Source organism: Nitrospirota bacterium (assembly GCA_016235245.1).
Lineage (GTDB): Bacteria > Nitrospirota > Thermodesulfovibrionia > Thermodesulfovibrionales > UBA6898 > UBA6898.
In genome coordinates this window covers 107,680-128,957 of sequence record JACRLO010000015.1, presented here as the reverse complement: position 1 = coordinate 128,957, position 21,278 = coordinate 107,680, and the positions used below count along the sequence as shown (strand labels likewise).

Genomic DNA, 21,278 nt, shown 5'->3' with positions numbered 1-21,278 from the left:
CCGGCCGGCATACTGTTCAACAAACGAAAAAACAGAGGCAATGCCAATGCCGCCGGCAACAACAAGCGGGATAACGTCTCCGGAAGGAACCGGATAGCATGTACCCAGGGGACCAAGCACATCAAGCACGGACCCTTCTTTCAAATCCTTCAGGATCTCAGTGCCCTTCCCCCTGATCCGGTACAGTATCTGCACCCCCTGCCCGGTATTTCTGAAAAGGCTGAAGGCCCGCTTCAGCAGAGGATCGGTTCCCTTATTCACTTCGATCATGAAAAACTGGCCAGGCCTGGGTTCAGGCATACTGCGGGGGACGTTTAGGGTTAAAAGGTTATGGACGGGATGAACCGGCCGGTTTTCCTGAATCTCTGCCTTAAAATATCTACTCAAAGGTAATCTCTAAAATCTCATACTCTATTGTTCTGGCCGGGACTTTGATCGTTACCGTGTCGCCCACATCCTTGCCGATAAGCGCCTTGCCTACCGGAGAACTGAGGGATATTTTGCCCAGCTTCACATCAGCCTCTTCCGGACCGACAAGAATAAATATATATTCCACGTCGGCATCGACATCAAGGACCTTTACCTTTGCCCCAAACGCGACCTTCGACTGCTTTATGGTCGCAGGGTCAATCACCTGGGCCATGGCAATCTTGCCCTGCAGCTCCTGTATCCTTCCTGCAATGAACGACTGCTGCTCTTTTGCCGCATGATATTCGGCATTTTCAGAGAGATCGCCATGCGCGCGCGCCTCTGCTATGGCCTGTATATTCTGCGGCCTCTCTACTTTCATCAGGCGCTCAAGCTCGGCCTGCAGCTTCCGGTATCCGTCTGGTGTCAATGGGATTCTTTGCACGTTTCGTAACTCCTTATCAGAAAATCAGCTATACTCTACCATGTCGCCCTGTTTTTTTAAAGATTCATCAGGGCAGTTTCTGCTTGAATTGAAAGCCTGCATATACTAATCTTTACATACAAGGACTATAACGAAATGCGGAGGGAACCATGCTGACAAAGATCGTTGCAAAGAAGAAGGACGGCTCCTTGATCAAGGGTATGACCGGGGACTTTCTTCCCTTCAGAAACTCGTTTCATATGACTGTGGACAATACATCCGACCCGATGATCGAAGTGCCTATCGATGACCTCAAGGCAGTATTTTTTGTAAAAACGCTCGAAGGCAGCAAGGCGCCGCACAACCGCCCTCCCGAGAAGGCTGCATCAGAGAAGTCGGCGTCGGAGCGCAGAATCTCTGTAACCTTCATGGACAATGAGGTCATAGAAGGGTATTCACACAGTTTTCATCTCGACAGGCTCGGTTTTTTTCTCAGGCCGATAGATCCCCGCGATAATAATGACAGGATCTTTGTGGTCCTCTCCTATGTAAAAGATATTCTTTCTGACGGCAAGGCAATAGATATGAATGCCGGTGCCGTGAGCGAGAAAACCTGCGAACTCTGCGGAAAAAAACTTGATCTCAGGTGGAAATACTGCCCCTTTGACGGTATAAAGATCAAATAGCAGGCCTTGACTCGGCACTGACAATGGCTTTAGTCTAATCGATACTTTTTTCCGGAGGATCTAATGCGATTTTCGAAGATGTTCATACCGACACTGAGGGAGGCCCCTGCCGATGCAGAAGCCGTAAGCCATATTCTTATGCTGCGTGCGGGCTATGTGCGCCAGCTTGCCGCAGGGCTATATATTTTTCTTCCGCTTGGCTGGAGGGTTCTGGGTAAAATTAACGCAATTTTAAAAGAGGAGATGGAGTCGATCGAAGCGCAGGAGATATCCATGCCGATCCTCCACCCTGCCGAGATATGGCAGCAGACAGGCCGCTGGGACGTGATTGGCGGCGAAATGTTCCGGCTCAAGGACCGCAATGAACGCGATTTCTGCCTCGGTATGACCCATGAGGAGATCATGACATGGCTCGCATCGCGTGAGATCCGTTCGTACCGTGACCTTCCCCAGGTCTGGTACCAGATTCAGACCAAGCTCAGAGATGAAGCTCGGCCCAAAAGCGGCATACTCCGCACGCGTGAATTTATTATGAAAGACAGCTACAGCTTTGACGCAGACGAGGAATGCCTCGACAAAAACTATCTTCTTCATGCAGAGGCATACCACAGGATCTTTAACCGCTGCGGCCTGAAATTTATGCAGGTCGAATCAGACCCCGGCATGATGGGAGGCGGCTACTCACACGAGTTCATGGCGCCCAGCGCAGCAGGTGAAGACAATGTTGCCATCTGTCCGGGCTGCGGGTACTCGGCAAACGTGGAACTCGCCCTCTCGATCCCGAAAAAGATCGAAAATAAAAACTGGCAGACTGAAGAGGTCCATACACCCGAAAAGAGAACGATCCTTGAGGTTTCAAATTTTCTGAAAGTTTCCCCGGAATATTTCATCAAGAGCGTACTCGTGATTTCCGACAGCGGTCCGGTGCTTGCGCTGGTGCGCGGAGATCAGGAGGTGCATGAGAAGAAACTCGCAAAGGTCGTCGGTCAGCACAGACCTGCGCAGAAGGCCGAGGTAAAAGAGGTCCTCGGTGTAGAGGCCGGCTTTATCGGTCCGATGGGACATCAGGGCATACGGATCGTTGGCGATACCTGTCTGCAGGAAGGCACCTATGTCAGCGGGGCAAATAAACAGCATTATCATATCAGGGGCATTCAGGCAGGCAGGGACTTTACTGCCGAGTGGCACGACATTCATATCGCAAAAGAGGGAGAGGCATGCACCAAATGCAATACTGAACTTGGTGTTGAGCGCGTCATCGAGATCGGCAATATTTTCAAGTTAGGCACAAAATACTCCGAATCCCTCAAAGCAGTCTTCCTTGATGAGCATGGCAATGAAAAACCGCTGGTCATGGGCAGCTATGGTATCGGTCCGGCCCGCATTGCCGCAGCGGCCATCGAACAGAACAACGACAAGGACGGCATCATCTGGCCAAGGAGCATCGCGCCCTTCGATGTCGAGCTCATTCCGCTGAACATGAAGGATCCCGGGACCGTCGAAACCGCTGAAGAACTGTACCGCGGGCTGAAGAAGCTGCGGATTGATGTGCTCATGGACGACCGCGATGAACGGGCAGGCGTGAAGTTCAAGGATGCAGATCTCATCGGCATCCCGACGCAGGTGATTATCGGAGAGAAAAATCTGAAGGAAGGCCTTGTCGAGATCAAGGACCGGAAGACCAAAGAAGCAGTCAAGGTGAAGGTAGCCGAGGTTATTGAAAAGACAAAAGCGCTGATGAACAGCTGATCGTCAACGCTTCATGCAAGCAGTGTCATGGTTCGGTCGGCGGGGCCATGTGACGGATTATTTTTCCTTCCACAAGGTAGATAACCATCTCGGCAATATTGGTGGCATGATCTGCAACACGCTCGAGATATTGGGCGACAAAACTGACCTTCATGGCGCGTGAAATGGTTGAAGGGTCCCGGGTCATAAAAAAGGCCAACTCCTGCAGTACATCGCGTTTGAGGTCATCCACCTGGTCGTCTCTCATGATCACGTTCATGGCAAGGTTCTTGTCCTTGCGCACAAAGGCGTCGAGCGCATCACGTATCATGCCCTGGGCTATGGCCCGCATCTTCGGTATATCAATGTAGGGCTTCAGTACGGGCTCTTCGTTCAGTTCGAGGGCCCTTTCCGCGATATTAACGGCAAAGTCTCCCATGCGTTCCAGGTCCGTGGTTATCTTCATGGCCATGGTGATAAAACGGAGATCGGTTGCCTTTGGCTGTCTGAGGGCTATGAGGCGGATCGACTCTTCATCGATCTCCACATCAAGGGTATTGACCATACGATCGTTGTCTATCACCGTATGTGCAAGCGTATTGTCACGCTCAACCAGGGCATGAACGGAGTTCTTGATCGCGTCCTCCACCAGTGACCCCATCCTGAGCAGTTTCTCCTTCAGATGCTGCAGTTCCTCGTCAAAAACAGTCATTATCCAAACCTCCCGGTAACATAGTCTTCAGTCAGTTTCTCAGACGGAGCAGTAAAGATCTTGTCCGTCCTGTCGAACTCGATCAGTTCTCCCAGCATCATGAATCCTGTCCGGTCCGAGATACGGGCCGCCTGCTGCATATTATGCGTAACGATGATAATTGTAACATCCTTTTTAAGTGTTTCGAAGAGCTCCTCTATCTTGGCAGTAGAAATAGGATCAAGCGCAGAGGTCGGCTCATCAAAGAGAAGCACCTCAGGATTGACGGCCAGCGCTCTCGCAATAACCAGTCTCTGCTGCTGGCCCCCGGAAAGATCGTAGGCGCTGGCGTTGAGCTTGTCTTTAGCCTCATCCCAGAGCGCAGCATGCCTGAGGGCCTTTTCTACGCGCTCCGAAAGCTCAGCCCTCTTTTTGATACCCTTCAGCTTCAGGCCGTATGCGATGTTGTCGAATATGCTCATTGGAAACGGAGTCGGCTTCTGAAATACCATCCCGATCCTGCTTCTGAGGCTGATCAGGTCCGTATCAGGGCTGAGAATGTCGTCCTTTACAAAATAGATCTCGCCCTCATACCGGTTACCCGGATAGAGATCATGCATCCGGTTAAAACACCTCAGGAGAGTCGTCTTTCCGCAGCCGGACGGCCCGATCAGGGCTGTTACCTGATTGCTGTGGACCGGAAGATTGATCTGTTTCAGGGCGTGAATCCCGCCGGAATAATAAAAATTCAGTCCTTTTACTCTCAACTCTATCTGCTCAGGCACTATCGGTACCTCCATTTGATGATGAGCCTTCCGGTAATGGTCAGGATCAGGATGAATATGGTGATCACAAAAGCTGCTGCCCATGCCTGTTCATGCCAGGTGTCATACGGCCCCATGGCGTACTGAAATATCGTGACGGTCAGCGACGAGATTGGCTGCTTCATGTTCAGCGAGAAGAAGGAGTTATTAAATGAGGTGAAGAGGAGCGGCGCTGTCTCTCCAGCCACCCGTGCGATCGAAAGGAGAATGCCGGTCAGGATGCCGGTGGCAGCTCCCCGGTACACTACCTGGGTGATCACCTTGTAATATGGCGCGCCGAGCGCAAAGGCAGCTTCGCGCAGGGTCCAGGGGACTAACGAGAGCATGTCCTCGGTCGTCCTCAATACCACCGGTATCATAATGATCGAGAGCGCTATGGCCCCTGCCCATCCGCTGAAGTGACCGATCGGTCTGACCAGCACTGCATAGATGAACGTACCGATGACGATCGAGGGCACGCTCACCATGATGTCTGAGAGTATGCTGATGATCCGTGCGATCTTACTTCCCCGTGCATACTCTGCCAAAAAGGTCCCTCCCAATACGCCGATTGGCACCCCTATCAGGGTCGCAAAGATCGTTATGATAAGCTGTCCGACAAAGGCGTTTTTCAGGCCTCCACCGTCCGTGCCCGGCGGTGAAGGATCGTTGATGAAGAGGCTGAAATTCAGGGCCTTGAGGCCATGCACCAGGACATCACCAAGGATAAAGACCAGCCAGAAAAGCCCCAGAACAGCAGCAAGGGTGCTGAGCGTAAGCGCAATGCTGCCTTCGATCTTTCTTTTCTGCTGGCTGGTCATCGCGAATACTTCCTCTCTGCCTTAAGCAGAAAGAACTTTGCTATCGCAAGGGTGATGAAGCTCATCACAAAAAGTACCAGCGCAAGATAAAAGAGCGCAGACAGGTACACATCATTGTCAGCCTCTGCAAATTCATTGGCGAGCGTGACCGTTATGGTGGCTGCAGCGTCAAGGAGCGATGTCGTGATCCTGTGGTTGTTGCCGAGCACAAAGGCGACTGCCATAGTCTCGCCGAGCGCCCTTCCCAGAGACAGGACAATGCCGCCAAATACGCCGAGTTTCGAATAGGGGATAACCACGTTCTTCACCACTTCCCACTTTGTTGCGCCGAGCGCGTACGCCGATTCCTTCACCACCGCAGGGGTAAGGTTGAACGAGTCCCTCGATATGCTGGCAGTGAAGGGAATAATCATAATGCTCAGGATAATGCTTGCGGTCAGGATATCGATGCCCATGGGAGTGCCATGGAACAGGATGTTCACAAGCGGAATGCCGGCCGTCGCTTTCTTCAAAAAGGGCTCGACATAGTTGGCCATGATCGGTGACAGGGTGAAGAGGCCCCACATGCCGTAGATAATGCTCGGTATGGCAGCCAGCAGTTCGATGGCAATGCCGATAGGGGTCTTCAGGAAGTTCGGGGATATTTCGGTAACGAATACTGCCATACCGATCGCAACCGGTATGGCGATAAGAAGAGAGATGAACGTCGTGAGGATAGTGCCGTAGATGTTCGTAAGTGCACCGAAGGACTCGGTGACCGGGTTCCAGTGTGTTGAGGTCAGGAATTTGATGATGCCGAACCTGCCTATGGCCAGGGAAGATTCGGAGACGAGCACATACAGGATGCCCACTATGAAGACGATCACCGAGAAGGACGCAAGCGCGGTGATGAACGAAAAGATCAGATCAATCGGGTTCTTTTTTGATATCGCTGCCATATTAAATTATCTTTCAATTTCTCCCGTTAATTCCCCTGCCTCCCCTTAATGTAAGGGGAGGTTGAGGAGGGGTTGTATCTTTATTGAATGCCGTTTGCCTTCCAGTACGTCCTGACCTTCTCTTTCAGAGATTTCGGTAAGGGAACGTACACCAGTTCCTTCGCCTTATTGTCCCCGTTTTTAAATGCCCAGTCAAAGAATTTCACAACATTCTTATTGGAATCGATCTTTTCCCTGGCAAGGAGAATGAAGGTCGCACCTGCTATCGGCCAGGAATTCTTGCCCGGAGCATTTGTGAGCCAGAGGTGAAAGTCCTTCTTTGCGTCAAAGTCTCCTGTTTCAGCAGCATCCTCAAAGCTTGCAAAGCCGGGCTCCACAAAGTTGCCTGCCTTATTCTTAAGCTGCGTGTAGTCGAGCTTATTCTGCTTTGCATAGGCAAATTCGACATAACCGATCGCATTTTTTGTCCTCTTCACATAATTGGCAACTCCTTCATTCCCCTTGCCTCCTATTCCAATCGGGAATTTCACGGCCTTTCCTTCTCCGACCTTGGTCTTCCAGGCCGGACAGGCCTCTGCCATATAATGGGTAAATATGGCAGTGGTGCCGGAGCCGTCAGAGCGATAGACCACTGTGATCTCACCCTGCGGGAGTTTCAGCCCGGGATTCAACTTCTGCACTGCTGCAGCATCCCACGTTTTGATCTCGCCGAGGAAGATCCTGCAGAGTGTGTCGGAATCAAGCTTGAGCTGGCCCGGATTAATGCCCTCAAGATTGCCGACAGGCACAACTCCGCCAATCACTGCAGGGAACTGAAGCAGCTTGTCCTTCTGGAGCTGTTCGGGTTTGAGCGGATCATCCGATGCGCCGAAATGGACCGTCCGCTCAGAAACCTGCCTCACTCCACCGCCGGAGCCGATCGACTGATAATTCAGCTGCACGCCGGCGATCTTGTTATATTCGAAGGCCCATGCCGAGTATACAGGGTATGGGAATGTTGCGCCTGCACCGTTGAGTGTTTCTGCGGCCTGAACATGCGCGGCAGAGAAGACCAATGCTAATGCCAATACTAGTTTAATCAGTTTCATATGTCCTCCTTGAGTGTTCTTAACTAATAGTATCTCACGATTGTTACAATATTGTTACAGACAGATGAATATTCGGTTACCCCGGCTCTTTATCAGTGAGGCACTAGGAGTAAGCACCTTTGCCTGCTATACTGTGTATAGATTATTAATCGGTTTCCGTAAGAGTTGGAGAGTTGCGACAGGGCGGAGCATACTCTGTCATACGACAAGATCTGCAGGATAGGTGCTTATAACGGATGAACCATTACCGGATTATTGGAAAAATGCTGCTGATCAGCGCACTCTTAGGCGTTCTTTTTTGGCTGCTCGACTCGGCTGTTGACTCTTACCTGCTCGAAAGCTCGTTTCTGCATCAAATTGTTTCCCTTCAAGCCGGAGAGCTCTGGATGCGGCTCTTTGTCTTTCTTTCCTTTATCGGTTTCGGTTTCTACGCCGGGGTTTTGATTTCGCGGGCCGAGAAGGCCGAGGAGATGTCACGGCGTGACAGGGAATTCACAGAAACCGTCCTCAACGGCATGCATGATGCCATTTCAGTAATCGACACGCACGATTTCAGGATAGTCGACGTCAATGCGGCCTTTCTCTCTGAGATGGGCCTGACAAGGAATGAAGTTATAGGGAAAACCTGCCATGAGGTGACACATCGCTCTGCCGCCCCGTGCGCTGCGCCCGGCCATCCCTGTCCGCTCTACGATACGGTCAACCTCGGCAGATACGCCACCTACGAACACGTACACTTCTGCGCAGACGGCAGAAAGATCCATGCGGAGGTCTCCACCAGTCCCATACGAAATGACAGCGGCCAGGTCGTCCGGGTCATTCATGTATCGAGGAATATCACTGCGCGAAAAGCTGCAGAAACGCAGATGAGGAAACTCTCCACTGCCGTAGAAAAGGCTGCGGATATGATCGTGATAACGAATAGCAGCGGAGTGATCGAATATGTTAACCCCGCGTTCGAGAACCTCACGGGCTATACAAGGGAAGAGGCCGTAGGCAAGACCCCCCGCATACTCAAGTCCGGACTTCATAGCGATGATTTTTACCGGCAGTTGTGGGAGACAATCCTTGCCGGGAAGATATACCGGGATGTTTTTATCAATCGGAAGAAAAACGGGGAACTGTACTACGATGAATGCACCATCACGCCGATGCGCAACGAACAGAATGTTATCACCCATTTTATCGCAACCGCAAAGGTAATTACCGAGCGGATTGTGGCCGAGAATGCCCTTCGGGAGAGCGAGGAACGCATGCGCACCATTACGGAGATGGCAGGCAGCGCCATAGTGATGATCGATGCCGACGGCGCGGTGTCCTTCTGGAACCCTGCGGCTGAAAGGCTGTTTGGATATTTGGCGGAAGAGGCGATGGGCAAGGACCTGCATAAAATTATCGTCCCGAGGCGGCATTACGAGGATTTCCGGAAGGGGTTTGCAGTGTTTGCAACAACAGGGGCAGGTGCCGTTGTAGGCAAAACACTTGAGATGACCGCCCAGAAGAAAGACGGCACTGAGTTCCCGGTGGATCTCTCCATATCAGGCATCAGGATCAAAGATCAGTGGCATGCAGTCGGGATTATCGGGGACATTACGGAGAGAAAACAGGCAGAGCAGAAACTGAGGGAGTTCGCTGAAAAGGACGCGCTTACCGGCATTTTAAACAGAAGAAAATTTTACGAAATCCTTGAGCAGGAGAAAGCGAGGGCCGAGAGGTATGCCAGATCGCTCTCGCTGATCATGTTTGATATCGACCATTTCAAGGCCGTAAACGATACCTTCGGCCATGCTGCCGGGGACAAGGTGCTGAAGAAAACCGCAGCCGTAGTCATTGATCATATAAGGAAATCAGATGTACTGGGACGTATCGGCGGAGAGGAATTTGCGGTATTGGCTACCGAGACAACTGTTGAAAGCGCTTTGGCACTCGCCGAAAAGATCAGGGCTGCGATCGAAAACACGGAGCACGACACTGTCGGCACCATTACCATAAGCATCGGCGTGTCAGCCTATGACAGTGGTCTGAGCACGGATGAATTCGTCAGAAGGTCTGACGAGGCCCTTTATGCAGCCAAAAACAACGGCAGAAACAGGGTGGAGTGCTACAGCACACACGGGCCCGTTGGCACAGACGCAGCATTTGAGATCTGAAGACCGTTAACCCGCCATTTCAGGCCTCCCGCAGCGGAAGCAGTTAAAGCCGGAGTTGTTATGTCATCTGATGCGTTGAAGTTCAAATTGACCGAATAGCCAATTCAACTATAATTGAATTAAACGTCAGGAGGGATATATATGGATAATGCAGAAGCCTTAAAAAGGGTGCTCAGGCAGCTCTCCGATGACGTAAAATTATTCATCGAACTGTCCCTCAGGGAGACCGATGACTCCTGGGACGAGTGGCTGCGCCTCACGACAAAAAATGTATTTATCAAATGCTGGGAAAAGAAGAACTGCAAAAATACGGATTGTCCCGCCTTTGAGAAGATCGACGGAAGATGCTGGCTGATCGCCGGCACTATGTGCAGCGGAAAGATCAAGGGAGAGTTTGCGCTGAAGTACAAGAGCTGCACGCAGTGCGAAGTATATCAGGAGTCGGTCTTTGGCGATCCGGTTACGGAAATATATGAACACCTGCTGACCCTCGTCCACAGCTTCAGACATACGCAGGACAAATTAAAAAGCCTTGCCACCAGAGACCCCCTGACCGGGCTGCATAACAGAAACTACTTTAATGAGATCATCATGAATGAAGTGGCACGGACAAAACGTTATGGCAACACCTTTTCGGTCGTAATGCTCGACATAGACAATTTCAAATGGGTCAATGACAACTACGGCCACGTCTTTGGAGACAAACTCTTACGGGATTGTGCAGCAATTATGACCGACGCGGTCAGGGCCTCTGACATTATTGTCCGGTTCGGCGGCGACGAGTTCCTCGTCGTAATTCCGGAACATGACAGCCAGATGTGTCAGGAGATCATCGACAGGATCAGGAGCAGGATCGGCAGCTGGAACCTCTCCTATTCGAGCCCTGACTACTCTCTTGCCGTCAGTGCCGGCTGCGCCAATTTTCTTCCGGGCAAAGAGATCATGTCTGTTTTGAAGGAAGCGGACGACAATATGTATGCCAATAAGGCAAGACGCTAGAAGGGGCAAGTCTCACTGTATGCTATAGTTTAAAACGTTTCACGATCTCTTTCAGCCCTGAGGCAAGACGTGAAAGATTGGTGGACGAATCCACTATCTGTTCAGCACTGGCAAGGGTATCCTTTGATACCGACGCTACCCCCTCAATATCAGAAGATATGGTTTCCGATACCGCAGCCATCTCCTCTGTTGCCGTTGCGATCTGATGTACCATAAGCTGCAATTCATGGATACTTTCGGTTATTTTTTTGAGAGAGCCGCCTGCCTGCTTGGACAGATCAACCCCTATTGCCACTTTCCGATGACTCTGGGCCATGGCTTCGACAGCCTTCTCAGTTTCGTTCTGTATGGTGGTAATCATACCGCCGATTTCTGTTGTTGCCTTTGATGTCTTTTCTGCCAGTTTTCGGACTTCATCGGCAACGACTGCAAATCCCCTCCCCTGCTCTCCGGCCCTTGCCGCTTCGATCGCCGCATTCAGCGCCAGCAGATTGGTCTGATCAGCAATATCTTTTATGACATTCACGATTTCTCCGATCTGGGTCGATCGCGCACCAAGAGACTTGATCAGCTGCGATGCAATCGAAACCGTTTGTGCAATGTCCTGAACTTCTTCGGCGGTCTTCCTGACAATCAGTTCTCCATCGTCCGACTGCGTTTGGGCTGTTGATGATGACGCGGCGATACTGGATGCATTCTTCGCTATATCGAGTACGGTCTGAGACATTTCCGCTGAAGCGGTCGCTATCTGTGAAGCCCTTTCAGTCTGTTCGCTCATACCTCTGGTTATCTGTGATGAATTGGAGCTGAGTTCCTCACTCCCGGCCATAATGCTGTTTGCGGCCTCTTTTATTCGTGAAACAATATTCTGCAGATTAACAATCATAGCCCCTATTGTCTTATTCAGCTCGCCGATTTCATCCTTGCGGTCAACGGTTACGTTTACGGTTAAATCTCCGGCAGCAACCCGTTCAGCCGCATCTTTAGCCACCTTAAGCGGACCGGAAATGCTCCGGGTGATCAAGACGCCGAGGATGAAGGACAGAAGCATTGCACTCAGCGCAAAAGCAATCACGAGCGTGAGGGCCCTTGACTTGGCCGCTTCAGCATCAGAGCCAGCCTGCTTTGTCATTTTTTCTTCGTACTTGATAATATTTTCAATTGCCGGCATGTACCGCTCACGCTGCATTTTTCGTATGTCCACGAGCCTGAGCCGTTTCGCTTCATCTATCCGGCCTGACATCATAAGGGCCACAAACGTATTCATTGCAGGATCATACTCCTGCTTTGCCCTTATAAAAGCATTGTATATATCTCTGCCCTCCTCAGTCCCGGCACTCTTGCCCAGGGCATCCACGTTCTTATCTATTGCCTGCATCGCTTTGGTAATTCGCTCAAGGTCTTTGTCTATTTCCGTCTTTGAGTCGGTCAGGAGAACGCCGAAGGATGACCGCGCAACAATATTGATCTTGTCCAGGGTATCCGCGGCCTTCTCGACCTTCGGGAAACGGTCGTTTACCACTTCATGCATATATCTTCCGGTATTCCTGAAACCGTATATACTTGCGATAATGATGCTCAGCATAAGCAGCATAACCGTTCCAAACCCCAATGCCAGCCTTACCCCTATCTTTACATTGTTAAACACAGAAACCTCCGGCAGCACGCTTTTATGAATTATATCTATCATGAATAGTACGAGATGTCAATGCAGCGGCATCTTCTGCTTTGTCTGCGTGCTGGCCATTGAGATCGGAGGGCATACGCATTGCCGCCTATAATGCAATACTCTTATGCGTATGTTTTTTACGGAGCAGAAATGCAGAGACGGAGACTCACGGTCTCCTTCCGGCCCTTCAGGTCCTTCGTGCTGTAGTGCGCTGCACGGTAACCGGCACCTGAGTAACAGTCGCCTTCTTCTGAGCTGCCAGTCTCTTTGCCTCATCGTCCTGCCGCCTCTTCATCTCTTTCTCTTCCCGTAAGAGCTCGGCAGACTTCTTCTTCAGAAACGAATTCAGGTCCTTTTCACTCCTGGTCTGTGTCTCATGATCGACCATCGGCGGTGCCTGATACTTCTCAAGGTCAGCGTCCGTAAATATTTTTGTCCCTTCTGCATACACCGGGGTTATGGAAAGGGGTATGAGAAACAGACAGAACGCACAGACGGCTGGGCAAACGATCGCAAAAGTCCAGGGCATAACGGTATGATTATCAGCCTTATTGAAGCAGGTAAGAGCCGGTCTTCTTCTCATTAAGTCCCTCCATGAAAGTCCCCCTGAGACTGCTAAAACAGATCATAATCAACTGCACCGATATTTTCAAGAGGATTTTCTCTGTGAATCATTGCTTACATAAGGAGAAGCCAAAAGGTACGACACTAAAGCTGATTGGGTCAGTGCATGAGCTAAAGAAGACGTGTGCAGTATCCCCCATGGCAGCCCAATTTTACTGAGCAGAATCGGCCTGTGATATACTTTCAGCATGTGCGGCCGTTTTGTCAGAAGCAGTCCGATAGAGAAGATCCGGACAGAGTTCAGGGTAAATAAGGCCCTGGATGAGATCGGTCCGAGCTATAATATCGCACCGGCGCAGGACATTCTTATCATCAACAATGAAGGGGAAAAGCGGCTCATTGCCTGCACCTGGGGATTCATCCCTTCCTGGGCAAAGGACCCCTCCGCAGGCCATAAGACAATTAACGCCCGCGCAGAAACCGTCGCAGATAAGCCGATGTTCAGGTCTGCATTCAAAAAGCACCGGTGCCTCGTCATTGCAGACGGATTCTATGAATGGGAGAAGACAGAGAAGAAGAAATTACCGTTCTATATCCGGCTCAGGACAGGCAGGCCCTTTGGGTTTGGAGGTTTGTACAGCCACTGGACATCTCCTGAAGGCAAGACCGTCTGCACCTGCACGATCATCACGACGACCGCAAATGCATTGATCGAACCGATCCATGACCGAATGCCGGTGATCATACCGAAGGACCGGGAAGACCTCTGGCTCGATCCTGAAATGCAGGAACCTGAAAAGCTGCTTACCCTGCTTGCACCCTATCCTGCTGAACTGATGGAGATGTATCAGGTCTCGACAAAGGTAAATAACCCGGCATTCCAGTCACATGAAGCGATAACGCCGGTATAAGCGGCTTAACTAAACCGGCATCTTGAGCCTCGGAAAGGAGCCTCCTATGGACCAGGCATCGAAGACAAAGTTCCGATTCTTTCTCAAAGATAGTGTGCGACAGATGGTCGATTTCAGGGGTACCGACCAGAACAGAGGCATCGCCCCGCCTCCTGTCGAAAAACCGGCCCCTGCGGCTGCTCAGGTCATTGACCTTATTCCACCCGAACAACTGCATGACATTTCAGACATGAATGTCTTTACTGCAATTGCAAACAGAAGGAGCCGGCGTGTTTTCAAGGCAGATCCGCTTACACTGAAAGAGCTTTCGTTTTTGCTCTGGGCCACCCAGGGAATCCGCAAGCATGCTGCACCAGGCACTGCCTTCAGAGTTGTCCCCTCCGCAGGCTGCCGCCATGCCTTTGAGACATACCTCTGCATCTTCCATGTCGAAGGACTGCAAGAGGGGATTTACCGCTACCTGGCAATAGAGCATCAGCTCCTGCTCATAGCACAGCATGCAGATCTCCCTTCCCTCCTCTCTGAGGCGGCCCTTGGCCAGGACTTCACTGGAAAGTCAGCGGTCACCTTTATCTGGACCGCGGTACCATACCGCATGGAGTGGCGGTACGACATTGCCGCGCACAAGGTCATAGCGCTTGACGCCGGCCATGTCTGCCAGAACCTCTATACCGCATGTGAGGCAATCAGCGCAGGCACCTGTGCAATTGCTGCGTATCATCAGGAGGCGATGGACGATCTTCTGGGGATTGACGGGGACGAGGAGTTTGCAATATACCTTGCACCTGTTGGGAAGGTTTGAGCAGGTGCATCTGCAGCAAAGCAGGGCCTACTCCTCAAATCCGAATCTTGCCCCTGATGCTCCCCTCAGTTGATAGACAATTATCCCAACGAGCGTCAGAATAATACCCAACACCTGTATTGTGCCAAGCGGTTCGAGGAAAAATACGCACCCCCATACGGTAGCAAGAAGCGGCTGCAGCATCAGAAGAAGGCTTCCCTCATGCGCCGGTATCCGGGTAATGCTGTTATTGATTAAATACCAGCCAAGCGTCTGGCACATGAAGGCTGTGACCATCATGATCCCGTGGCTTCTGCCATCCCATACCAGAAGGGTCGCCTGCTCCCCAATCACGGCATACAGGGCAATCACCAGCGCTGACGCTCCAAATACCGCGCTGAGGGAAAGCAGTTCAGGATATTTCCCTGCTGACCGAGCCTTGGCATATCGCAGGCATATCAGCATGCCGGCATAGGTGAAGCCGACGATCAGTCCGAGCATATATCCTGTTGTCCGGCTTGCTGATGACGTTTCGAACGGTGTCAGAAGATAGAGTCCGGCCATCACCAGGACAACCGTCAGATAATAGATCACGGGTATCTTTTCCTTAAATACAATGGCAGCAAACAACGTAATAAAGATGATCTGGGAATTTCCGAGAAATGTTGCAGGCCCTGCTCCAAGAAAGAGTATGGTCTTATGCCAAACCGCAAGGTCTATACCGAGAAATATTCCGCCTAGGACAGAGGGCAGAAGCCATCTGAAATGCTTTTGGCCAAATTCCTCCTTAGAGCGGCACAGTGACAAGATCAGAAAAAATAATGCAGCGTAGAACGACCGGTAAAAAGCGCTTACGGTGGTGCTGAAGCTTACGAGCTTCACTGCAAGAGGCGAAAAACTTATGGCAATGATTCCGGCAACAAGTTTGATGTGGAACCATCTGTTTGACGTATTGTTCATTCAATACTCGTGGTCTCAAAGAACGTCCAGGCCCTTTCCCGTGCCTCCTCCATACTGCTGCTTGTCTGGACCTTGCAGGCCAGCGTATGTCCGAACTTATAGTTTCGGGCAAAGTAGTGGGTAAATGCCTTCAGCCTGCCTAAACGGTAAATGGGGCGGTAATCCGTGGTTAAGGCCCCGATAAAGGCAGCATACATATCAGGCAGCGAAACCTCAGGGGCCGGGACATCTTTACCGTATATGCTTCGTCCGATTTCGGCGAAGAGCCATGGTTTTATGATCGCACCGCGCCCGAGCATCAGGCCGTCAGCGCCGGAGACTCTCAGGCATTTTTCGGCATCCTCTATAGAAAATATTCCGCCGTTGGCAATGACCGGTATTTTGATGCATTCCTTGATCTCTGCGATATATTCCCAGCGCGGGTTTCTTGCAAAAGGCTCATGCCTGAACCGGGCATGTACCGTAAGCATGTCGATGCCCTCGCCTTCGAGCATGCAGCAGAAGGCCTTTAGTTTCGTGCTGTCAGCGTCGCTGCCAAGCCGGATCTTCGCACTCAGCGGCAGGGAGGTGCATTTTCTTGCCTCAGCTGTGATGCGGCGTGCTTCATCCGGCTGCTCCATCAGCATGACGCCTGCGCCGAACTTTCCGACCGCGGTAGAGGGACAGCCCATATTCAGGTCAACAGCATCTGCTCCGCAGGCGTGAAGTTTGTCGATGGCCCGGCCGATCTCCCTGTCATTGGAGGTCAGGAGCTGATAGGAAAGAGGGTTTTCCGTCTCGCTCCTGATCAGATACGGCGAGACGCGGGGACTTTCAGTCGGCAGTCTTTTTGCCGAGAGCATTTCGGTCGAAAGCAGACCGACCCCGCCAAAGCCGGTCATTATGCGCCTGAGGGCGCTGTGGGTCAGGCCTGCCATAGGCGCAAGCAGGAGCGGCGGATCGATCCTCAACCCGCGTATCTCTATAGCCTGCGGCGCTGTCTGCGTGTCTGTTTCACTATTCATGGTCCGCACAATTGTAGCATATGCACGGTCACATCTCCTTGCACCCAGCTGCACCTTGATAACTGGAGGGGCGGAGATTTCCATCTCGAGCATTATGACAGCTCAGAGGGTATTTTCGATGACCTTGCTGAACGGCCGCAAAATAGCCAAGAAGACTTTTAAGCCTGGACTTCTCAAACGCTTCAACATAGTGATGGACGTTATACATGTGTATTTTGCCTGCGGCCTGGTCGTGGCCGGTGTGGTCTTCGATGTCCTGGACGGCAGAATCGCCCGCTGGCGCGCTACAACATTACTGCCAAGACGCTTTCTGAGGGCAAAGGCATTGTCGCTTATGGCTTTTGCCTGAGGTAGTCATCGGGTTTCTTTAAAGAGAGCCCGCAGATTTTCGAGCACCATCGGTCCTATAAAGCCGGAAATTCTAATTTCGTCCGTCATAAACATCTTTCCTGTGCCGGATGTGAACCACCATGATAATCTCCTCCTCCAGATCCATAGCGTAGAGAACGCGATAGTCACCGTAGCGATAACGGTAAAGACCGGCAAATTGACCTGTGAGGGCCTTCCCCAGCTTCAGCGGATCATGCACGAGATAGGTGCTTATCCGGGAGATTATCTTTCGCGCCATCGCTTTGTCGAGCTGCGCAAGATCGTTCCGTATATTTTCGTGCCAGTGGACTTTAAAGGCCAAGGCTCTTTTCCAGTTCTTTTGTGCTCAGAAATTTTGCATTCTTTTTATTAAGGCGATCCAGTGCAAGAAAAGCGTCTTCGTATTCTTCAAGATATTCAGTGAGCGCTTCGCGCATGTAAAAGCTCTTCGACCGCTTTGTCTTTTGAGCAAGCTGATTCAGCCTCTCTTCCAGATCAGCAGGCAATTTTAATGTCAGCATGCTTCCTCCTAAAATCGTAATACCTATATTACCTATAATAATAATTGGACAAAAACATGTCAATGCAGGATAAATCAGGGACAAGGATCAGTCATCTCAGGGGAAAAAAGGGAGAGTCGATGCTCAGGATCGATATGTTTTTCTATGCCTTTGCATTCGGCATGCCACTGATACAGCTTGTTCATACAAAATGTGAAGAGTGCAGACCTGACCCTAATTGTGGTTCTCGGCCCATACACATTTCAAAGCTATGAGGGGTGCAGCCCTGACCTTGATCACGTCCTTTTAAGCCGCCCCCATTAAGCATCTTTCATTTGCCTTTTACCAAATTCCGTCTCATACTTTAAATATGATCAATAACACTATAACGGGGAGGTAATACCATGCAGAAGATCACACCATTTATCTGGTTCGAAAAAGACGCTAAAAAGGCCGCGAACTTCTATGTAAAGGTCTTCGGGAAGCGATCGAAGATCACGTCGGTCTCCACGATCAAAGACACGCCGTCCGGAACGGTCGAGGTGGTATCGGTCGAACTTGCAGGCCAGGACTTTACGCTCATGGCAGCCGGGCCCTTCAGGCCGATCACCGAGGCTGTCTCGTTCGTCGTAAACTGCGAGACACAGAAGGAGGTGGACCATTTCTGGAACGGGCTTTCCAGAGGCGGTGAAAAGGGCCAGTGCGGCTGGCTCAAAGACAGGTTCGGCGTGTCCTGGCAGGTCGTGCCGACAATCCTGATGAGACTCATGAACGACCGTGATCCGGCCAAGGCAGGCCGCGTGACGCAGGCAATGCTCAAGATGAGAAAGCTCGATATCGCAAAGCTGCAGGCTGCGTACAACGGGAAATAGGAGGGGTGCCATGGGCGAACTCACGATCACCACATTCATCTCGCTTGACGGCGTAATGCAGGCGCCGGGCGGTCCCAAAGAGGACGAGAGCGGCAACTTCCCGTTTGGGGGCTGGGTCTTCCCGTATTTCAAAGAGGATGACGGAAAGATCATGGCGCAGATATTTTCGAAGGCTGACGCCTTTCTGCTCGGCCGCACGACCTACGACATCTTTGCGTCGTACTGGCCCCGGGTGACCGATCCGAACGATCCGATCGCTTCAAAACTGAACAGCCTGCCCAAGTTCGTCGCCTCGCGTACACAAAGCGAATTCAGCTGGAACAACTCTGTGCATCTGAAGGATGTGGTTTCGGAGGTGAAGGAGCTGAAGAGCCGGTTCAGAGGAGAGCTGCAGGTGCACGGAAGCGCAGGCCTTGCACAGACCCTGATCCAGAACGATTGTATCGACGAATACCGTCTGCTCGTGTTCCCGGTGACGCTCGGCATTGGCAAGCGGCTTTTCGGCAGCGGGACCGTCCCGCGGACCCTGAAGCTGATCAGTTCGCAGTCAACACCCTCGGGCGTTCTCTTCAGTGTGTACCGGCCGGCGGGGGAACTCAGGACAGGATCGTTTGAGATGGAGTGAGGGAGATGACCGGCAGTGAAGAAGCGAGACAGGGACAATTAAAGTATATTGCCCCTGTCAGATGTGCAGAGCTGGCCTAACGAGGGCTCAATGACTCAGTAAAGAACAGGAGATTACTATGAGAAGGCTGATCGCAGGAATGAAGGTTTCTCTTGATTGGAAGTTCACCGGGCCCGAGGGATATGCGGATTGGGTAGAGGCGTGGTCGGACGACTACGGCATTGTACAGGTGGTGGACGCATGCCTGCTCGGAGCCACCATGTACCCCGGCTACGAACAGTAATGGACAACGATTCAGAACGCTCCGGACAAGGTCATGGGGATCATGGGCCGCAAACCGACGCCGGAAGAGCTGAAATACGCCGAATTCACGGCGCAGACGCCGCATTATGTGCTTTCGAGCAGCATGGATTCCGCTCAATGGTCACAGACGAGTTTCATTCGGAGTCTCAAACAGGTAACCGCTCTCAAGAAGAAAGCAGGCCAGGACATCTACCTTGTCGGCGGCGGCCAGACAGTCGCCAGCCTTATCGATGCCGGGCTGGTGGATGAACTCCGCCTTATCGTCTATCCCATTATCGCCGGTGAAGGAAAGACGCTCCTTGTCGGAATGAAACATCGCCGGGGGCTGGAGCTGAAGAATGTCCGGCAGCTTGAAGGCGGGCGGGCAAGTCTTGTATACGGAATCGGATAAGATAGCCACGGCAGAGAACGCTTCGGATAGACGGCAAAAGAGGCTGCAATCCTTCAGGTGTTGTCTTCAGCGTGTACCAGCCGGCGGGGAAACTCAGGACAGGATCGTTTGAGACGGATGCAGGATGTCGAACAAGGAAAGCCTAAAGCCCGTCGAGATCGAGTTTTGTTATCTTACCCTTGGCTGCCTGTTTCAGACCTCTCTGAACACTCTCAAGCGCCTTTTTATTCTTATAAAGCCACTGTTCAGTTGAAGGTATAAGATCCATAACTGTCTCCAGCCTTTTGAGTTCGTCTATATCAATGACTGCGGCCATTTTGTGACCTTTTGTGTCGGTTATGAATTGGCTGACTTTGATATGATCATCCTTACGCTTAGCTGCAGCAGGCATACATACCTCCTTTTGATGTCTTATTATACAGCCCCAGGAGTTGCATCTCCCGCTTTGCCGCTTCCATAATGATGGGTATCGGTCATCTCAGAAAGAATCGGGGAGAGGCTGTGCTCAAAATCGATATGTTTTTCTAGCATACGCCTTTGCATTCGCCATGGCACTGATACGGCTTGTGTATGCGAAGGTGTGAGGGTGATTGCAAATGTCAATAAACAAGTCTGACCCCACAGTTAGTTCCCATAAGTTCCTTTTTTTTCTCCTTCCGCTGAATATTGATTCCCGCTAAATTCGTTTCACTCCTTAATCGGCGGCCGCAAACCACAATAGTGCCTTAGCGCCTTTAAAACCTCTACCACTTCAGTCAAATCGTCTCGGATTGCATTTCGTTTAATAAACCGGTGGAAATGTGCCTTGCCGTCTCTTGTTAGATCCCGATGAACCTTGCCGCCCACCAACATGCGCCGGCTGACAGCTTGGGGGAATTCAGACAGAAAAACATCAAAGAAGGCAGTCGGCAGTAAATCCTCCAACTCCCAAACCAATCCCTTATAATTAGTATTTTCACGCTCAAACGTCCTCTGAAGAGAACTCGGATCAAGATTGCCCGCTATAGGCATCACAGGCCAGAGGCGAAATACGTCTTTATATTCAAGAATACTTGTATCCCAGTTACGGGCAGCTTTTACAGCAATTATACCAGCGCTATCGTTATCAAAAAGACCGATGAAACGATAGCATTGACGACCATCAGGCAAAAGACATGAACGGGCGAGGTTGCGCAGAGTGACAAGCTCCCGATTAACGCCACGTGTCCCCCCTTTCTCACCTTCTCCTGCGGCAATTATGGCCATTTCGCTGCCCAATAGGTTTATCCCCGTGGCATCGCGTTCTAACCCAGCTGCGAGCCGAAAGAGTTCGACATCAGTAGTTCCCTCGACAATTATAGTCCTTGATCGGATGTCAAAGCCCAGTGTCTTTGCGTATTGCGCAACGAAATCCGTAGGTTCGGCCATGCTATCTCTACCCAACGCGCTGTGGATTTGCCGTCACAGGACGAAGAAAAGGCCCCTTATAACCAAATGAAACGTGACATGCAAAGCGCAAACCAGGCCTAACATCACGAAGACCAGGCTCCTCAGGTCTGCAAGGAACAAGAGCATTCCAAAAATCGGATACTTTCGCAAACGTCGGTCCTACAT

General features: G+C 51.2%; 25 protein-coding genes and 1 pseudogene. 11 read left to right on the top strand and 15 right to left on the bottom strand.

All coding sequences use genetic code 11. The annotated features are described in order from the left end of the window. Positions 1-300: dihydroorotate dehydrogenase electron transfer subunit (locus tag HZB31_08295; protein MBI5847933.1), on the bottom strand; the 300-nt coding region annotated here is incomplete at its 3' end. A gap of 79 nt (positions 301-379) precedes the next feature. Continuing rightward, positions 380-853 carry a transcription elongation factor GreA gene (greA, locus tag HZB31_08290; protein ID MBI5847932.1) on the bottom strand — a complete coding sequence of 158 codons (474 nt, stop codon included), beginning with the start codon at positions 851-853 and terminating at the stop codon, positions 380-382. 149 nt (positions 854-1,002) lie between these two features. On the opposite strand from greA, the gene HZB31_08285 reads away from it, so the two are divergent. Then, on the top strand, positions 1,003-1,518 hold the full coding sequence (locus tag HZB31_08285) for a hypothetical protein (protein ID MBI5847931.1): 516 nt from the start codon (positions 1,003-1,005) through the stop codon (positions 1,516-1,518). A 63-nt stretch (positions 1,519-1,581) separates the two neighbouring features. Beyond that, positions 1,582-3,267 (top strand): proline--tRNA ligase, encoded by a 1,686-nt coding sequence (locus HZB31_08280; protein ID MBI5847930.1) that lies wholly within the window; start codon positions 1,582-1,584, stop codon positions 3,265-3,267. A 25-nt stretch (positions 3,268-3,292) separates the two neighbouring features. On the opposite strand, the gene phoU is transcribed toward HZB31_08280, so the two are convergent. From phoU to pstS, 5 genes are all read right to left on the bottom strand, one after another. Further along, positions 3,293-3,958, bottom strand: a complete 666-nt coding sequence (phoU, locus tag HZB31_08275) for a phosphate signaling complex protein PhoU (protein ID MBI5847929.1) — start codon at positions 3,956-3,958, stop codon at positions 3,293-3,295. After that, entirely contained in the window at positions 3,958-4,806 is an 849-nt protein-coding gene (pstB, locus tag HZB31_08270; GenBank protein ID MBI5847928.1) for a phosphate ABC transporter ATP-binding protein PstB, read from the bottom strand. The genes phoU and pstB overlap by 1 nt, the downstream gene beginning before the upstream one ends. Further along, entirely contained in the window at positions 4,722-5,561 is an 840-nt protein-coding gene (gene pstA / locus HZB31_08265; protein MBI5847927.1) for a phosphate ABC transporter permease PstA, read from the bottom strand. Before pstA ends, pstB begins: the two co-directional genes overlap by 85 nt. After that, positions 5,558-6,499 (bottom strand): phosphate ABC transporter permease subunit PstC, encoded by a 942-nt coding sequence (gene pstC, locus HZB31_08260; protein MBI5847926.1) that lies wholly within the window; start codon positions 6,497-6,499, stop codon positions 5,558-5,560. Before pstC ends, pstA begins: the two co-directional genes overlap by 4 nt. Positions 6,500-6,579: 80 nt before the next feature. Then, on the bottom strand, positions 6,580-7,587 hold the full coding sequence (gene pstS / locus HZB31_08255) for a phosphate ABC transporter substrate-binding protein PstS (protein ID MBI5847925.1): 1,008 nt from the start codon (positions 7,585-7,587) through the stop codon (positions 6,580-6,582). A 236-nt stretch (positions 7,588-7,823) separates the two neighbouring features. Here pstS and HZB31_08250 point away from each other — a divergent pair, with 236 nt between their 5' ends. Further along, on the top strand, positions 7,824-9,737 hold the full coding sequence (locus HZB31_08250; GenBank protein ID MBI5847924.1) for a PAS domain S-box protein: 1,914 nt from the start codon (positions 7,824-7,826) through the stop codon (positions 9,735-9,737). A gap of 141 nt (positions 9,738-9,878) precedes the next feature. Then, the gene (locus HZB31_08245; GenBank protein ID MBI5847923.1) at positions 9,879-10,736 is read left to right on the top strand and encodes a GGDEF domain-containing protein; all 858 of its coding nucleotides are present in this window, start codon (positions 9,879-9,881) and stop codon (positions 10,734-10,736) included. A gap of 22 nt (positions 10,737-10,758) precedes the next feature. Here the strand turns inward: HZB31_08245 and HZB31_08240 are convergent, their stop codons facing one another. Together HZB31_08240 and HZB31_08235 are read right to left on the bottom strand one after the other, a co-directional pair. Then, on the bottom strand, positions 10,759-12,384 hold the full coding sequence (locus HZB31_08240; GenBank protein ID MBI5847922.1) for a methyl-accepting chemotaxis protein: 1,626 nt from the start codon (positions 12,382-12,384) through the stop codon (positions 10,759-10,761). A gap of 208 nt (positions 12,385-12,592) precedes the next feature. After that, positions 12,593-12,988 carry a hypothetical protein gene (locus HZB31_08235; protein ID MBI5847921.1) on the bottom strand — a complete coding sequence of 132 codons (396 nt, stop codon included), beginning with the start codon at positions 12,986-12,988 and terminating at the stop codon, positions 12,593-12,595. Positions 12,989-13,217: 229 nt separating this feature from the next. Between HZB31_08235 and HZB31_08230 the strand changes: the two genes are divergently transcribed. Continuing rightward, entirely contained in the window at positions 13,218-13,880 is a 663-nt protein-coding gene (locus HZB31_08230; GenBank protein ID MBI5847920.1) for an SOS response-associated peptidase, read from the top strand. A 46-nt stretch (positions 13,881-13,926) separates the two neighbouring features. Beyond that, positions 13,927-14,682 (top strand): SagB/ThcOx family dehydrogenase, encoded by a 756-nt coding sequence (locus HZB31_08225; protein MBI5847919.1) that lies wholly within the window; start codon positions 13,927-13,929, stop codon positions 14,680-14,682. Positions 14,683-14,709: 27 nt separating this feature from the next. On the opposite strand, the gene HZB31_08220 is transcribed toward HZB31_08225, so the two are convergent. Then, complete coding sequence (locus HZB31_08220) at positions 14,710-15,621, bottom strand: DMT family transporter (GenBank protein MBI5847918.1); 912 nt, start codon at positions 15,619-15,621, stop codon at positions 14,710-14,712. Further along, the gene (locus tag HZB31_08215) at positions 15,618-16,709 is read right to left on the bottom strand and encodes a tRNA-dihydrouridine synthase family protein (GenBank protein ID MBI5847917.1); all 1,092 of its coding nucleotides are present in this window, start codon (positions 16,707-16,709) and stop codon (positions 15,618-15,620) included. Before HZB31_08215 ends, HZB31_08220 begins: the two co-directional genes overlap by 4 nt. Before the next feature lie 112 nt (positions 16,710-16,821). Between HZB31_08215 and HZB31_08210 the strand changes: the two are divergent. Continuing rightward, positions 16,822-16,908: pseudogene (locus HZB31_08210) on the top strand (CDP-diacylglycerol--serine O-phosphatidyltransferase). A gap of 138 nt (positions 16,909-17,046) precedes the next feature. Here the strand turns inward: HZB31_08210 and HZB31_08205 are convergent. After that, complete coding sequence (locus tag HZB31_08205) at positions 17,047-17,316, bottom strand: type II toxin-antitoxin system RelE/ParE family toxin (protein ID MBI5847916.1); 270 nt, start codon at positions 17,314-17,316, stop codon at positions 17,047-17,049. Continuing rightward, positions 17,306-17,515: a ribbon-helix-helix protein, CopG family gene (locus tag HZB31_08200; protein ID MBI5847915.1), complete on the bottom strand. Its 210-nt coding sequence runs from the start codon at positions 17,513-17,515 to the stop codon at positions 17,306-17,308. The genes HZB31_08205 and HZB31_08200 overlap by 11 nt, the downstream gene beginning before the upstream one ends. A gap of 383 nt (positions 17,516-17,898) precedes the next feature. Here HZB31_08200 and HZB31_08195 point away from each other — a divergent pair, with 383 nt between their 5' ends. The 4 genes from HZB31_08195 (at position 17,899) to HZB31_08180 (ending at position 19,685) form a co-directional block, all read left to right on the top strand. Then, positions 17,899-18,366 carry a VOC family protein gene (locus HZB31_08195; protein ID MBI5847914.1) on the top strand — a complete coding sequence of 156 codons (468 nt, stop codon included), beginning with the start codon at positions 17,899-17,901 and terminating at the stop codon, positions 18,364-18,366. Positions 18,367-18,376: 10 nt separating this feature from the next. Then, entirely contained in the window at positions 18,377-18,991 is a 615-nt protein-coding gene (locus HZB31_08190; GenBank protein ID MBI5847913.1) for a dihydrofolate reductase family protein, read from the top strand. 118 nt (positions 18,992-19,109) lie between these two features. After that, positions 19,110-19,274: a hypothetical protein gene (locus HZB31_08185; GenBank protein MBI5847912.1), complete on the top strand. Its 165-nt coding sequence runs from the start codon at positions 19,110-19,112 to the stop codon at positions 19,272-19,274. A 42-nt stretch (positions 19,275-19,316) separates the two neighbouring features. Next, on the top strand, positions 19,317-19,685 hold the full coding sequence (locus HZB31_08180) for a dihydrofolate reductase family protein (GenBank protein ID MBI5847911.1): 369 nt from the start codon (positions 19,317-19,319) through the stop codon (positions 19,683-19,685). A gap of 142 nt (positions 19,686-19,827) precedes the next feature. Here the strand turns inward: HZB31_08180 and HZB31_08175 are convergent, their stop codons facing one another. Together HZB31_08175 and HZB31_08170 are read right to left on the bottom strand one after the other, a co-directional pair. Further along, positions 19,828-20,076 (bottom strand): hypothetical protein, encoded by a 249-nt coding sequence (locus tag HZB31_08175; protein ID MBI5847910.1) that lies wholly within the window; start codon positions 20,074-20,076, stop codon positions 19,828-19,830. Between the two features lie 296 nt (positions 20,077-20,372). Beyond that, on the bottom strand, positions 20,373-21,092 hold the full coding sequence (locus tag HZB31_08170) for a hypothetical protein (protein ID MBI5847909.1): 720 nt from the start codon (positions 21,090-21,092) through the stop codon (positions 20,373-20,375). Between the last annotated feature and the right edge of the window lie 186 nt (positions 21,093-21,278).

What these genes read in the sequence shown, in the direction of transcription:
- HZB31_08285 (MBI5847931.1), top strand. Translation starts at nt 1,003, where the DNA reads ATGCTGACAAAGATCGTTGCAAAGAAGAAGGACGGCTCCTTGATCAAG.
- HZB31_08280 (MBI5847930.1), top strand. Translation starts at nt 1,582, where the DNA reads ATGCGATTTTCGAAGATGTTCATACCGACACTGAGGGAGGCCCCTGCC.
- phoU (MBI5847929.1), bottom strand. Translation starts at nt 3,958, where the DNA reads ATGACTGTTTTTGACGAGGAACTGCAGCATCTGAAGGAGAAACTGCTC.
- pstB (MBI5847928.1), bottom strand. Translation starts at nt 4,806, where the DNA reads ATGGGCAGCAGCTTTTGTGATCACCATATTCATCCTGATCCTGACCAT.
- pstA (MBI5847927.1), bottom strand. Translation starts at nt 5,561, where the DNA reads ATGACCAGCCAGCAGAAAAGAAAGATCGAAGGCAGCATTGCGCTTACG.
- pstC (MBI5847926.1), bottom strand. Translation starts at nt 6,499, where the DNA reads ATGGCAGCGATATCAAAAAAGAACCCGATTGATCTGATCTTTTCGTTC.
- pstS (MBI5847925.1), bottom strand. Translation starts at nt 7,587, where the DNA reads ATGAAACTGATTAAACTAGTATTGGCATTAGCATTGGTCTTCTCTGCC.
- HZB31_08250 (MBI5847924.1), top strand. Translation starts at nt 7,824, where the DNA reads ATGAACCATTACCGGATTATTGGAAAAATGCTGCTGATCAGCGCACTC.
- HZB31_08245 (MBI5847923.1), top strand. Translation starts at nt 9,879, where the DNA reads ATGGATAATGCAGAAGCCTTAAAAAGGGTGCTCAGGCAGCTCTCCGAT.
- HZB31_08235 (MBI5847921.1), bottom strand. Translation starts at nt 12,988, where the DNA reads ATGAGAAGAAGACCGGCTCTTACCTGCTTCAATAAGGCTGATAATCAT.
- HZB31_08230 (MBI5847920.1), top strand. Translation starts at nt 13,218, where the DNA reads ATGTGCGGCCGTTTTGTCAGAAGCAGTCCGATAGAGAAGATCCGGACA.
- HZB31_08225 (MBI5847919.1), top strand. Translation starts at nt 13,927, where the DNA reads ATGGACCAGGCATCGAAGACAAAGTTCCGATTCTTTCTCAAAGATAGT.
- HZB31_08220 (MBI5847918.1), bottom strand. Translation starts at nt 15,621, where the DNA reads ATGAACAATACGTCAAACAGATGGTTCCACATCAAACTTGTTGCCGGA.
- HZB31_08215 (MBI5847917.1), bottom strand. Translation starts at nt 16,709, where the DNA reads ATGGAAATCTCCGCCCCTCCAGTTATCAAGGTGCAGCTGGGTGCAAGG.
- HZB31_08200 (MBI5847915.1), bottom strand. Translation starts at nt 17,515, where the DNA reads ATGCTGACATTAAAATTGCCTGCTGATCTGGAAGAGAGGCTGAATCAG.
- HZB31_08195 (MBI5847914.1), top strand. Translation starts at nt 17,899, where the DNA reads ATGCAGAAGATCACACCATTTATCTGGTTCGAAAAAGACGCTAAAAAG.
- HZB31_08190 (MBI5847913.1), top strand. Translation starts at nt 18,377, where the DNA reads ATGGGCGAACTCACGATCACCACATTCATCTCGCTTGACGGCGTAATG.
- HZB31_08185 (MBI5847912.1), top strand. Translation starts at nt 19,110, where the DNA reads ATGAGAAGGCTGATCGCAGGAATGAAGGTTTCTCTTGATTGGAAGTTC.
- HZB31_08180 (MBI5847911.1), top strand. Translation starts at nt 19,317, where the DNA reads ATGGGCCGCAAACCGACGCCGGAAGAGCTGAAATACGCCGAATTCACG.
- HZB31_08175 (MBI5847910.1), bottom strand. Translation starts at nt 20,076, where the DNA reads ATGCCTGCTGCAGCTAAGCGTAAGGATGATCATATCAAAGTCAGCCAA.
- HZB31_08170 (MBI5847909.1), bottom strand. Translation starts at nt 21,092, where the DNA reads ATGGCCGAACCTACGGATTTCGTTGCGCAATACGCAAAGACACTGGGC.